Below are 13,610 nucleotides of genomic sequence, written 5' to 3'. Positions count from 1 at the left end.
ATTGTCTCTTTTTTACAAAAAATCATCTCTCCGCAAAATTGCGGGGAGGTGGTAATAATATTAATCTTCAATTAGTTTCTTAAAGTTAATACGATTGTTCAGTGCTAGCATAATTGGAATACCAATACCCATTACTACTAATTCACCAAAAGCAACCGTTAACCAAGTATATAAGAAAGGTAGGTCGTAAACGAGATACAATTCGATTGCGATTAAGAACATTGTAAATGTAAATATGACTGTTCCAAAAATCATTTGCTTCATATGTCCGTTAATGAAACGTTTCGCAAAAATCGTAATACCTAAGGCTAAGATCGATTGGCCAAAACCAAAGAGTAAGTCATACATAGCTAGTGGTGAAAATAGATTCGTAATAAATACACCAAGTACTATGCCGACAAAGTATTTTTTATTGAAGACAACGAGATGATTGAACATCTCAGCAATACGAAACTGTATAGCACCGAATGCTAGTGGGGCAATTAGCATAGACACAGCAATATAAAGCGCTGCGATAATTCCGCTAGTAGCCAAAGATTTTACTTTCATTATTCATTTCCCCCTAGTTTTTTTTCGTGGGATGGTTTCGAACCACGTAATAAAAAGCATGCATCATAGCTTATCATAGTCAATTTGATTTGTACATGTAAAAAAACTATTAATAGTATATAGAGTCGATTGTTTGAAATGGTTTTAGACAGAGCAAGAGTGAAATTATGATAACAATTGATGAAACGTTTCCCGAAAATATTGATCACTATGTAAAAACAATGCGAGATTTTACTATTACTCAATTCAACACACCAAATCGTATAGGCGTTCGGGAGAAAGGTTGGTTTAATAGCGACGAAGGGGAAAAGGCATAAGTGACAATCGATGATTTATTTAACGAAGATACTATCTCTCCAATAATTAATAATGTAAAAATCCCATGTGGATGTATTTTCCTTTTATGTTTCATCATTCTATTATATATTATAATGAAAATGATAATCATTATCACTTTTGTTGATTAAGCATAAAAGAATCTCAATAAATATGCTTTAATCGTGAATTATAGGGGGAAATTTCATTGGCGAAAAACGCAGGGCATATAAAATTAATCAATGTTTTAAAAGATATAAAAATAACAGAAATAAATCATACAGATATGTTGGGGTTTAATGGTATTAAATCTCCCACCCTAATCTTTGTTGTTAAAGGGGAGGCTGAGGCGTACTTGGATGAAGTAGCGTCTTCAATAGGGGAGGGGAATCTTATTTGTATACATCCAGGATCTCTCCTACGTATGCGAAACAGGCTTCCTGATAATATTTTCCAATATTATCAAATTGCAATAGAGCAATATGAATTGATTAGTATTTTAGACAATGAATTAAAGTACCATCTTCAATATAATAATCTACCTCAAAATGGATTTCTAACAGAAAAACTACCCCATAGAGCTTTTATAATAATGAAAGAATTAACGGAGTGTTTTTCGTCAATGGAAGAAAATGACCAAATACATTATTTATTAAAAGAATTATTAGAGCTCTACCTTTTGGCAGATACGAGGCACACTAATACAGTATTTAGTTCTACTTGCGCTTATATTGACGAGCATTATCATGAAAAAATCACACGCTCTTTTATGGCCGAAATGATTGGATATAATCCGCGTTACTTTTCTTCCTTTTTTAAAAAGCAAATGGGTTGGAATTTCTCTGATTATCTAGCATACGTAAGGGTAAATAAAGCAAAGGAATATTTACTTACTAGCAATGCTCCATTAAACGATATTGCATATAAAGTCGGGTATGCCGATGGAAGTTCATTAAGTAAAAAGTTTAAAAGTCTGGTAGGCATGTCACCAAGTGATTTTCGTTTGAAACGTAAGCCAGAGAGAATTATAGCACTACAATTTTTAGGGGATATGCTCGCGTTAGGTATTAAACCAATAGCATCTACAGACGAAGTCTTAAATGATTCTCAACTTCTACAAACCGATTTAAGTGGTGTTGTTGATGTAGGAAAAGTCCCTCTAGATGAACTAGCTGCAGATTTAATTATTGTCCCAACTTATTACTATTATGTTAACCCGGAAAGGATAAGGCAGATGGAGAAAATTGCTCCTGTTTTGATGGTTAATTGGGGAAATAGAGATTTACTAAAGGAGCTACGTTTTTTTGGGGAGCTTCTTGGGAGAGAACAACAGGCGGAAGATTGGATAGCAGCATTTAAAGAAAAGGTGGAACAATCTAAACGAAGGATTGAACATGTAAAAAAACGAAATGAAACAGTAGCATTATATGAATTTTGGGATGATCAACACATTAGAATATGGGATCGAACAGCGAGAGCAGCTTATAATTTGTACGACATGCTTGAAATAACAGCACCAGAGCGAGTTCAGAAAGAAGTGTTGGACGCTCAAAATCATTTAGTGATTCCAGAGGATCGCTTACCAGAATATGCAGCAGATCATATGTTTATCGTTGCGTGTGAAAAAAGTGGATATTTGCAAAGTTTGAAAAAAACAATAGAAAATCACCCCGTTTGGAAATCAATCCCGGCAGTTCAAAAACAGCAGATTTATTTTTTGAAGCAAGAAGAATTTAGATTTTGCGAAGCATATGCGTTGGAAAAACAATTAGAAATTCAAGTTAGACATTTGTTAAAAGAGACATCAGAGACTGACTATCTAACATATGAAAATACTGACTTATTGACATCGACTATAAATGAATAAACTGATATCCTAAATGAGAATGATAATCATTAACAGGAGGGTGAAGATGTTTAAAAATAAATCACCTTTCTTGATTTGTCTACTATTTATCGTGTTTGCAATCATTATGGTTGCGTGTAACAAAACCGGAGATAGTACAACTAAGCAGCAAGACAATGATAAGAAAGAGGAAAAAGAAACACGAGTTGTAAAAACAATTCATGGTGATATTGAAATACCATCTAAACCTAAAAGAATCGTTGTAGACGGCTATTTACCTACTTTGCTTTTATTAGATGAAAATCCAGTTGGAGCAACTGAATCGGATCTTGAAAATATACATATTCAAAATTTAATCGCCGGAATTGACAGTATAGGAGATAGCTCTAAAGAAAAAATATTGGAGTTGAATCCCGATTTAATCATAAGTGCCAACTCGGAGAACAGTGCATTTGAAGATTTTTCAAAAATAGCACCTACTATAATAATTCCTTATGAAACTTACAAAGATGCTCACGAGGAAGTAACAGCATTTGGAGAAATACTTGGAAAGGAAAAAAAAGCACAAGAATGGCTTGTCTCATTTGATAAAAAAATTGAAGAACAGCGGGAGAAGATTAAAAAAGTAATGGGCACTAAAGGAACTGTGTCAATATTTGGAGTTTATAACAAAGACTTCTATATATACGGAGATGGTATTTATAGAGGTGGACAGGCAATTTACAAACAACTTCAACTCACGCCACCTGAAAAAATTAAAAAGGAACTGATTGATACTGGTGATACATTTAAACAAATTTCTTTTGAGGCGTTAAATGATTACGCTGGTGACTATATCTTTTTAGATCAATCATATGGTGGCAAATTGGACAAGAAGAATAGTATGTGGACTTCGACGGATGCAGTAAAAAAAGACCGAGTTTTTGATCTTGACCCTAAGAGGTTCTGGCCATATGACCCAATTGCAGTATTAGCTCAGGCAGAAGAAATAGCAGATTTGCTAGTATCTAAGAAACAGGGAAAGTAATAAGGATTTAAATTATTTTCAATGATGAGAGGCTATGCCTGAATCAGTTTTGATTTAGAAAAGCCTCTCTTTTCTTTTGCTACCATTAGTGAATTACACATTTGTGCAGAATTTTTCGTTACCTCAACTACTGAATAGTGCATGGATGTGAATTAAAGAAAAATATTGCTGAGTAGGAGTGTGTTTGACAATGTTAAAGCGATTTTTTTCCTATTATAAACCTTATAAAGGATTGTTTATATTGGATTTTTCCTGCGCAATCATTGCAGCGTTATTAGAACTTGCTTTTCCATTAGCGGTAAATCGAGTAGTGGATGATTTGTTGCCATCGGGAAACTTGGCATTTATCTTATGGGCGTGTGTTGGATTATTTGCAATTTATATAGTCAGTTCATTCCTTCATTATGTAGTTACTTACTGGGGACATAAGCTTGGAGTGAATATTGAAACAGATATGCGTAAGGAGTTATTTACTCATATTCAAAAACAACCATTTAGATTTTTTGATAACAATAAAACAGGTCATTTAGTTTCTCGGATGACAAATGATTTAATGGATATCGGAGAAATTGCTCATCATGGACCAGAGGATTTATTTATAGCACTGATGACATTAACAGGTGCATTTAGTTTAATGCTCTCAATTAATTGGAAATTAGCTATTCTGACATTTATCATCATTCCACTGATCATCTATTTATCATTGTACTTTAGCCGCAAAATGTCTCGGGCATTCGATCGAATGTTTGCTGACATTGCTGACTTTAATGCAAGGGTAGAAAATAATGTGAGTGGTATGCGAGTGGTACAGGCTTTCGCAAATGAAGATTATGAAATCGCACAGTTCACTGAAAATAACGGTCGCTTTCGTAATACAAAGTTGATTGCTTATCGAATAATGGCTTGGAATTCATCGATCAGTTACATTCTCATGAAAGTTGTGTCCATTTTCGTCCTATTATGTGGAACTTGGTTTGTTATACAAGGGAATATGTCGTATGGAGAATTTATCGCATTTGTACTGCTATCAAATGTATTTCTTCAGCCGATTCAACAAATAAACTCAGTAATTGAAATGTATCCAAAGGGCATTGCTGGTTTTAGACGTTATTTGGATTTACTTGAAACAGAACCGGATATTGTAGATGCTTCAGACGCAGTAGATGTTGCACAACTACAAGGGAATATAAAATACCAAAATGTATCATTTGGTTATGAAAATAAAGAAAATGTGCTAGAGAAGATTGATTTATCAATCCGTGCAGGCGAAACGGTAGCACTTGTAGGTCCATCTGGCGCAGGTAAAACAACGCTTTGTAGCTTACTACCTCGTTTTTACGATATCAACAACGGCAAAATTACGATTGATGGCATTGATACGAAGAAAATGACATTAGAATCTCTTCGTTCTCATATAGGAGTAGTTCAGCAAGATGTTTTCCTTTTTGATGGAACGATTCGCGAAAATATTGCCTATGGTAAATTAGGCGCTTCAGAAGAGGAAATTTGGGCGGCAGCAAAAAAGGCACAGCTTGAAGAGATTATCCTTTCTCAATCAAATGGGTTAGATACAATGATTGGTGAAAGAGGAGCCAAACTATCCGGAGGACAAAAACAGCGTCTTTCCATTGCCCGTATGTTTCTGAAAAATCCATCTATTCTCATTTTAGATGAAGCCACTTCTGCGCTTGATACAGAAACAGAAATTGCTATTCAGAAAGCTCTATCTGATCTTTCGAAAGGACGTACAACACTTGTCATTGCACACCGCCTAGCAACGATAAAAAATGCTGATCGTATCATTGTTGTAACGGAAGAGGGCATCAAGGAACAAGGGAATCATAGTGAATTATTGGAGATGAAAGGTACATACAGCAGGCTCCATGAAGCACAATTTGGATTTTAAAGTTGAAAGAATTTGTTAGGCGATGTGGTAAAAACAAACTTAGAATTACGCAAATAAAGGAGAAATATGATGTTCAATAAATTGAACTTGAAGGTTATGTTATTGATGGTACTTAGTATGATGCTTATTTTAACAGGATGCGGATCAAATAAGAGCAGCAAAGCACAAGAAGAACAGAAAAATGAGGTCCAGGCTGAAACGGGAACTCGTACTATTACTGACGATATCGGTCGTAAAGTCGAAGTACCAGATAAGCCTGTAAGAATAGTGACAGATTGGTATTTAGGACAATTGCTAGCACTTGATGTCACGCCAGTAGGAACTGTTATGGCAAACCTGGATTATGCAGCATATTTGAAAGACTATTATAAAGAAGATGCAATTGAAAATATCGGTGATGGTGAAGCATCTCTAGAAAAAGTTATGGAAGTAAATCCTGATTTAATTATTACATGGGACAAAGAAGCAGTTGAAAAATACGAAAAGATAGCTCCGACAATTGTTTTTTCGGATACTGCTCATAAATCAATTCATGATGAAATCAAAGCGATGGGGGAATACCTTGGACGTACAGATAAAGCGGTGCAGTTTCTAGGAGATTTTGATAAGCGTATTGCAGCAGCGAAAGAAAAAATTAATAACGTAATCAACAAAGATTCTACCTTTACTATTTTCGATTTAGGGAAAAAGAACCTTTCAGTTATTGCTCCGAACGGTGTTGTTGGAGGGCGAGCGTTATATGAAACATTAGGAATGACACCTCCACCAAAAGTAAAAGAATTGTTTGATACGAAAGAAGCAAATGGCAACCGTTATGAAATATCATATGAAGTTGTAAATGACTATGTAGGTGATTATGTAATAGAGATGAACTACTTTAATAAGGGAGGTTCATTACCAGCTACATGGACAAATCTTGATGTAGTTAAAAAGGGAGAAGTTATTACTTTAGCTCCCGAATATTACTTTGCTTCTGATCCAGTTTCAGTACTGCACCAAGCAGAAGATTTAGCAAATAAAATTGAAAAACTAACGAAAAAGAAAAAATAATATTTGTCAGTTTTGTGCACTTATCCGGTGGCTTTCGCAAGGACACAGGATAAAAGTTTAGAATAATCAACGTCAATGGACAAGGGGATATTAATTTGTATATACAACAAAACCATAATCGACTTTGGAAGGCAGGAATAGTAGTATCACTATTCTTATTAATAGTTTTATTTCTTTCAGCTTGTGGGAAGGCAAATACTGATAAAACAACTAAGAGTTCAGATGTTAAAGCAGATAAAACAACAAAAACAATAAGTACTGTAAATGGAGAGATAGAGATTCCTTCGCAGCCAAAGCGTATTGTAGCAGAAGAATATCTAGGTAGCTTAATTGCTCTAGATGTTATTCCTGTTGGAGCACCTGAACTGACACTTAAAAACTATTATTTCAAAGATAAATTAAAAGGTGTTTCTGATACAGGCGTTTATGGAAAACCTTCTGCGGAAAATATTCTAGCAATGAATCCGGACCTAATTATTACTGGGAATAATGAAAGTTACAAGATACTAAGTAAAATTGCTCCTACAATAGTTGTTCCCTATGGTGATTTAAAAAACACCCATGAGGAGCTAACTTATTTCGGGAAGCTATTTAATAAGGAAGACGAAGCAAAAGTTTGGCTAGAAAAATATGACCAGCAGATTGCAGATGCTAAAGCCAAGGTAGACGCAGCTATTAAAGTAGATAGCAGCTTCTCAATTATGGAAGACGCTGGCAAGGTGACATATGTGTACGGTGATAACTTTGGTCGTGGTGGCCAGGCAATCTATCAAGCTTTTGGACGAAAACCTCCAAAAAGTATTGCTGAAAAAATTATGAAGAAGCAATGGGCGGAGCTTTCAGAGGAAATGATACCAGAATACGCTGGAGACTATATTATTATGACTTCCAACGGTCGAACAGTTGAAGATTTCAAGAAAGATCCAATTTGGGGTAGTTTGGAAGCAGTTAAGAATGACCATCTCTATATATGGCCAGAAGAACGCTCTTGGTATTATGACCCCATTGCAACACTTGCACAAGTAGAAGAACTATCTACTTGGATTACTAATCTTAAACAATAGAAAAGGGTGGTCCCTGCCTACTTAATGGTGTGGGAACATCTTTCTTTTTATTGAAAACTATTGAATTGAATAAAACTTCAGTAGTAGTTTGACAGGAATCTTTAAGTTGTTGGAAAAACGTTGTAAATATTTTCAACATACTTTATACTGAAATAAACGATAATGATAATCATTCTCATTGTGGTTCCGTAAGGCAAAGGAAGGGTGATAAACAAATATGTCAGTTCTTACTGTCGATCATGTAGCAGTTGGATATACAAACACTGTAATTATAGAAGAGTTAAGTGCAGCAATTCCTGAAAAAAAAATCACGACCATTATTGGTCCGAATGGATGTGGAAAATCTACGCTCCTAAAAGCAGTTGCAAGGATTTTAAAAACACAAAAGGGTGCGATATTTTTAGATGGACGTGCAATTCAACAAGTTTCAACTAAAGAAATTGCTAAGAAAATGGCAATTTTGCCACAGAGCGCTGAAGCACCACCTGGGCTTACGATTTTTGAATTAGTCTCATATGGTCGATTTCCCCACCAAAGAGGCTTTGGTACATTGAAAAAAGAAGATTTAAAACATATTCATTGGGCAATTGAAGTCACTGGATTAGGTGAGCTAAGAGATCGCCCTGTAGAAGCGTTATCTGGCGGACAACGGCAGCGTGTATGGATTGCAATGGCACTTGCACAAGATACGGAAATATTAATATTGGATGAACCAACAACTTATTTGGACTTAGCACATCAACTTGATATTCTCCTATTGCTTAAAAAGCTAAACGAAGAAGAAGGGAAAACAATTGTAATGGTATTGCATGATTTGAATCATGCATCACGTTTCTCGCATTATATGATTGCGATGAAGGACGGTGAAATTATTACAGAAGGGGAACCTGAAAAAGTAATGAGAAGTGAAAATTTAAAAGCAGTTTTTGATATAAACGCAATTTTAATGACATGTCCTTTTAGCCAAAATCCAATTTGTTTATCTTATCAATTGAATAAAGAAAAGGAATGCTTATTGCAAACTGTTGAATAATAGTAAGGAGAAAGTCGATGTCAGATTCAGTAGAAGAGTCAATAGATTTAAAGAAAGTATATAAGGGTTCACGTCCAATTATTGCTACTTTCATATTAATGGGTGGAACGATAGGACTTTTATTCGCGATAGGGTTATCGGTATCATTTGGCGCTGCAGATATTGATTTTGTAACTGTTTGGTCTGCTGTTTTTCAATTTAACCCCAATTTGACAACGCACCAAATTATTCAAGATATAAGACTACCAAGAGTTCTTGGTGCAGGTTTAGTAGGAGCGTGTTTTGCTGTAGCAGGATCTATTATGCAAGGAATGACACGAAATCCATTAGCTGATTCGGGTCTACTAGGATTAAATGCAGGTGCGGCTTTCATGCTTGCTATCTGTTTTGCTTTCTTCCCTGGCTTACCTTATATGTATATTATTTTATTCTCATTTTTGGGAGCAGCATTAAGTGCAGGTATTGTTTACGGAGTTGGTTCATTGGCAAAAGGTGGTTTAACACCTATGCGCCTTGTATTAGCAGGAGCTGCAGTCAGTGCTTTACTTGGAGCGCTTAGTGAAGGGATTGCAATTTATTATCACATTGGTCAAGACTTGGCGTTTTGGTATGCAGGTGGTGTTTCCGGTACAAAGTGGGAGCATCTTAAAGTTATGTCACCTTGGATAATAGCAGCAATTATTGGAGCAATTATGCTGTCAAGATCAATCACTTTGCTTAGTCTTGGAGATGAAGTTGCAATTGGACTGGGACAACGAACAGGAAAGATAAAATTCTTCGGATCAGTTGTCGTATTAGTGTTGGCGGGTGCTGCCGTTTCAGTTGTAGGGGCAGTTGGGTTTGTTGGATTAATCGTCCCCCACTTAACTCGTTTCCTTGTAGGTAACGATTATCGTTGGATTATACCTTGTTCAGCAATTTTAGGAAGTCTCTTAGTTATACTAGCAGATTTTGCTGCGAGAATGATTAATCCACCTTATGAAACGCCTATAGGAGCATTAATTGCTTTAATTGGTGTTCCGTTCTTCCTTTATCTTGCGCGTAAAGGAGGAAAAGAGTTGTGACTGAGGAAAATTACATTTCTGCTTATCAACAGAAAAAGCATCGGAAGAATATCTTTCTTATACTTTCTGTTTTTATACTCATCATAATAATGTTCATGATAAGTATGAGTACAGGTTTTATAAGGCTAACCCCAATAGAATTAATCCGAACATTATTTGGAATGGGGACGGATAAACAGAATATTATCTTGTTTGATTTTAGATTGCCGAGAATCGTCATCTCTATATTAGTAGGAATGGCATTAGCTGTATCAGGAAGCATATTGCAAGGAATTTCAAGAAATGCATTAGCCGATCCAGGAATTTTAGGGATAAATTCAGGTGCAGGGCTAGCTGTTATTTTGTTTGTTTCGTTCTTTCCAACTACAACAGCAGCTCCTGTTTTTTTCCTTCCTATATTAGCGTTTATAGGTGCAGGAACCACAGCCATACTCATTTATGTACTTGCATATAAACGTGGAGAAGGTATTTCGCCTACAAGGCTATTGTTAACAGGTGTTGCAGTAGCGGCGGGTATTAGTGCAGCAATGATTGTATTGACATTAAGATTATCTCCTGAAAACTATCAATTTGTTGCTGTTTGGATGGCGGGGAGTATTTGGGGCTCTAACTGGAGCTTTGTCTTGGCATTATTACCTTGGATTCTGATTTTATTACCAATCGCTTATTCAAAAGCTCGTGTTTTAAATACATTAAATCTAGGAGAGATACCTGCTACTGGACTTGGACTAGCTATAGAAAAAGAGCGATTAATTTTACTTGCAGTGGCAGTTGGCTTAGCAGGTGCAAGTGTATCTGTCAGTGGAGGAATCGGTTTTATTGGTTTAATCGCACCACATTTAGCACGTCAATTAGTAGGTGCAAAACACCAGTATCTGTTACCGACAGCTGCTTTGGTAGGTAGCCTTTTGTTAATAACTGCGGACACGATAGGTAGATGGATATTAGAACCATCTGAAGTTCCAGCTGGAATTGTTGTTGCAGTCATTGGAGCACCTTATTTCTTATATCTACTTGCAAAGTCAAAAGCATAGAGAAGACATTTTGAGTAACAAAATAATAATTTAAATAGGAGGATTCAACATGAGTTCAGAACAATTGTATGACGTAACAATTATTGGAGGCGGCCCAGCAGGACTTTTCTCAGCTTTCTATAGTGGTCTAAGAGAAATGAAAACAAAAATTATTGAGTACCAAACTTATCTAGGTGGAAAAGTGCATGTGTATCCGGAAAAAATGATTTGGGATATAGGTGGTTTAACCCCTGTTACGGGAGAACGACTGATTGAACAAATGGTTCAACAGGGATTAACTTTTGAGCCTGAGGTTGTATTGGGGGAAAAAGTGACGTCGATCAACAAAGGTGAAGATGGAAACTTTATTATTCAGACATCTTCAAACCAAAAACACTTTTCAAAAACGGTAATTTTAGCCGTTGGGGGCGGTATTTTAAAGCCAACAAAATTGGAAATCGAAGGTGCTGAACGTTTTGAGGTTTCAAACTTGCATTATACGGTAAAATCACTTTCACGATTCCAAGGTAAAACAGTATTGATTTCAGGGGGCGGAAATGCCGCTGTTGACTGGGCAAATGAATTGGAGCCGATTGCGAAAAAAGTCTATTTGACTTACCGAAAGGACATGCTAAAAGGGCATGAAGCAGAGGTATCTAGGCTATTTAATAGTTCTGTTGAATGCTTATTGAATACATCAATCGAAAAACTAATTGCGTCAAGTAATCACGAAAGTATTGAAAAAGTCGAGTTGCTCAGCATTGAAGATGGCAATGTTATTCAACTACCTGTTGATGAAGTAATTATTAATCACGGTTATGAAAGAGATAAAGAGCTAACATCAAACAGTGGATTAAATATTGAAATGGCAAATGAGTATAGTATTGCAGGTAGTCCTTTAAGTGAAACGTCTGTAGAGGGTCTATATGCAGCAGGAGACATTTTGAATCATGAAGGAAAGCTACATTTAATTGCCGGAGCCTTTCAAGATGCAGCAAATGCAGTGAATAAAGCGAAGCAATACGTAATACCAGACGCATATGAATATGGAATGGTCTCATCACATAATGAGATTTTCAAAGAAAAGAATAAAGAATTAGTGAAACATTTATATGTAGCGAAAAACTAATTAATTGTAATTGTAGTATTAAGAGCTTAGCTAATTATATAACTAGAATACCAATACCTTATAAAAGCACCAGACTTTAAAACAATTTTATTTGTTTTGGAGCCTAGTGCTTTTTCATTTACTATTTCGTATAGGGGAACAGTTGTTATGATCTTTGAGGACAGGGCAATAAAAAATGGCATCTTCTACACTCAGAAGATGCCATCTTTTAATGTATATTAAACTAAAAGAGCAAATAAGGTACTATCATTGTTTACTTCTTTAAATGAGAAGCCATTGAGTTTCATACGACCAATTAAACCCGCATAATCTTCAGGCCGTTTTAACTCGATACCTACAAGGGCTGGTCCACTTTCTTTGTTGTTCTTTTTCGTATATTCGAATGTTGTAATATCATCATCTGGACCAAGTACCTCACCAAGGAACTGGCGAAGGGCCCCTGCGCGTTGTGGAAAATTAACGATGAAATAGTAAAGTAAGCCTTCATGAATTAAGGATTTCTCTTTAATTTCTTGCATACGACCAATGTCATTATTACCACCGCTAATTATACAAACAACGGATTTACCCTTAATCTGATTTTGATAAGCATCCAGTGCCGCAACAGGTAAAGCGCCAGCTGGTTCAGCAATAATTGCATGCTTATTGTATAAGCTCAAAATTGTCGTACATACTTTACCTTCAGGAACAGCAATAATATCATCAACATACTTTTTGCAAAGTGCATATGTAGTATCGCCAACACGTTGTACAGCAGCACCATCAACAAATTTTTCGATATGATCTAAGGCAACAGGACCACCATTAGCAAAAGCTGCCTTCATACTCGCAGCACCACCTGGCTCAACACCAATAATTTTAGTTTGAGGTGAGAGATTTTTAATATAGGCAGATACTCCGGCAACTAAACCGCCCCCACCAATACTGCCAAATACATAGTCAATCGGCTCTTCAATATCATTCATCACTTCTACGGCAACGGTGCCTTGTCCGGAAATTACATCTATATCATCGAATGGGTGAATGAAAATATGTTCTTCAGCCTTTGAAAATGCCTGCGCACTTCTAGCAGAATCATCAAAAGTATCGCCCGATAAAATAACCTCTACAAATTCACGTCCAAACATTTTCACTTGCTCAATTTTTTGAGAAGGAGTAGTTGTTGGCATGAAAATATGACCACGAATACCTAAATGTGCACACGCATATGCAACGCCTTGCGCGTGGTTGCCCGCACTTGCGCAAACAACACCTTTTTCACGTGCTTCATTCTCAATACTTTTAATCTTATAATAGGCACCTCGTAGTTTAAAAGAACGTACATGTTGCAAGTCTTCACGTTTTAAATAAACAGTGCAACCATATTTTTCCGATAAATAGTCATTTTTTTGTAATGGTGTGTGTGCAACAACATCTTTTAAAAATTGATAAGCAATTAGTACATTTTCCACCTGAACGGTCTTCACATCTGATACTGTCATAATTATTTGTCTAACCTCCGATTCCTAAAAATTTATTTATTCATTTTAACATATTATCTAATTGTAATGAACTAAATATTAAGTTAATTCTAAATGTTTCGTAATTTAGTGTTTAAGCGGGCAAAAAAACGTT

At 35.9% G+C, this 13,610-nt stretch carries 12 protein-coding genes and 1 riboswitch; of the genes, 10 read left to right on the top strand and 2 right to left on the bottom strand.

The window, feature by feature from the left end:
* Window positions 1–60: 60 nt before the first annotated feature.
* Window positions 61–549, bottom strand: a complete 489-nt coding sequence (locus tag ACZLO7_RS20380) for a QueT transporter family protein (RefSeq protein ID WP_464937949.1) — start codon at window positions 547–549, stop codon at window positions 61–63.
* A 7-nt stretch (window positions 550–556) separates the two neighbouring features.
* Window positions 557–601: riboswitch (PreQ1 riboswitch) on the bottom strand.
* Window positions 602–716: 115 nt separating this feature from the next.
* Between ACZLO7_RS20380 and ACZLO7_RS20375 the strand changes: the two genes are divergently transcribed.
* The 10 genes from ACZLO7_RS20375 to ACZLO7_RS20330 all read left to right on the top strand — a co-directional run bounded on the left by ACZLO7_RS20375 (window position 717) and on the right by ACZLO7_RS20330 (window position 11,996).
* Window positions 717–866, top strand: a complete 150-nt coding sequence (locus ACZLO7_RS20375; protein WP_464937950.1) for a hypothetical protein — start codon at window positions 717–719, stop codon at window positions 864–866.
* 206 nt (window positions 867–1,072) lie between these two features.
* The gene (locus ACZLO7_RS20370) at window positions 1,073–2,731 is read left to right on the top strand and encodes a helix-turn-helix domain-containing protein (RefSeq protein ID WP_464937951.1); all 1,659 of its coding nucleotides are present in this window, start codon (window positions 1,073–1,075) and stop codon (window positions 2,729–2,731) included.
* Window positions 2,732–2,777: 46 nt separating this feature from the next.
* On the top strand, window positions 2,778–3,737 hold the full coding sequence (locus ACZLO7_RS20365) for an ABC transporter substrate-binding protein (protein ID WP_464937952.1): 960 nt from the start codon (window positions 2,778–2,780) through the stop codon (window positions 3,735–3,737).
* Window positions 3,738–3,927: 190 nt separating this feature from the next.
* Complete coding sequence (locus ACZLO7_RS20360) at window positions 3,928–5,643, top strand: ABC transporter ATP-binding protein (protein WP_464937953.1); 1,716 nt, start codon at window positions 3,928–3,930, stop codon at window positions 5,641–5,643.
* 105 nt (window positions 5,644–5,748) lie between these two features.
* Entirely contained in the window at window positions 5,749–6,693 is a 945-nt protein-coding gene (locus tag ACZLO7_RS20355) for an ABC transporter substrate-binding protein (RefSeq protein WP_511261425.1), read from the top strand.
* Between the two features lie 95 nt (window positions 6,694–6,788).
* A complete protein-coding gene (locus ACZLO7_RS20350; RefSeq protein ID WP_464937955.1) occupies window positions 6,789–7,757 on the top strand; it encodes an ABC transporter substrate-binding protein in 969 nt (322 codons plus the stop codon).
* Window positions 7,758–7,974: 217 nt separating this feature from the next.
* Window positions 7,975–8,790 (top strand): ABC transporter ATP-binding protein, encoded by an 816-nt coding sequence (locus ACZLO7_RS20345; protein ID WP_464937956.1) that lies wholly within the window; start codon window positions 7,975–7,977, stop codon window positions 8,788–8,790.
* A 17-nt stretch (window positions 8,791–8,807) separates the two neighbouring features.
* The gene (locus ACZLO7_RS20340) at window positions 8,808–9,854 is read left to right on the top strand and encodes a FecCD family ABC transporter permease (RefSeq protein WP_464937957.1); all 1,047 of its coding nucleotides are present in this window, start codon (window positions 8,808–8,810) and stop codon (window positions 9,852–9,854) included.
* A gap of 14 nt (window positions 9,855–9,868) precedes the next feature.
* Complete coding sequence (locus ACZLO7_RS20335; protein ID WP_464938067.1) at window positions 9,869–10,888, top strand: FecCD family ABC transporter permease; 1,020 nt, start codon at window positions 9,869–9,871, stop codon at window positions 10,886–10,888.
* Between the two features lie 49 nt (window positions 10,889–10,937).
* Window positions 10,938–11,996 (top strand): NAD(P)/FAD-dependent oxidoreductase, encoded by a 1,059-nt coding sequence (locus ACZLO7_RS20330; RefSeq protein ID WP_464937958.1) that lies wholly within the window; start codon window positions 10,938–10,940, stop codon window positions 11,994–11,996.
* 218 nt (window positions 11,997–12,214) lie between these two features.
* Here the strand turns inward: ACZLO7_RS20330 and ilvA are convergent, their stop codons facing one another.
* Window positions 12,215–13,477, bottom strand: coding sequence for a threonine ammonia-lyase IlvA (gene ilvA, locus ACZLO7_RS20325; protein ID WP_464937959.1), 1,263 nt, complete (start codon window positions 13,475–13,477; stop codon window positions 12,215–12,217).
* Between the last annotated feature and the right edge of the window lie 133 nt (window positions 13,478–13,610).

The organism is Viridibacillus sp. d25.2, assembly GCF_055456015.2.
Note: the sequence above shows the minus strand (reverse complement) of the source record. Positions and strands in the feature narration are given on the sequence as shown.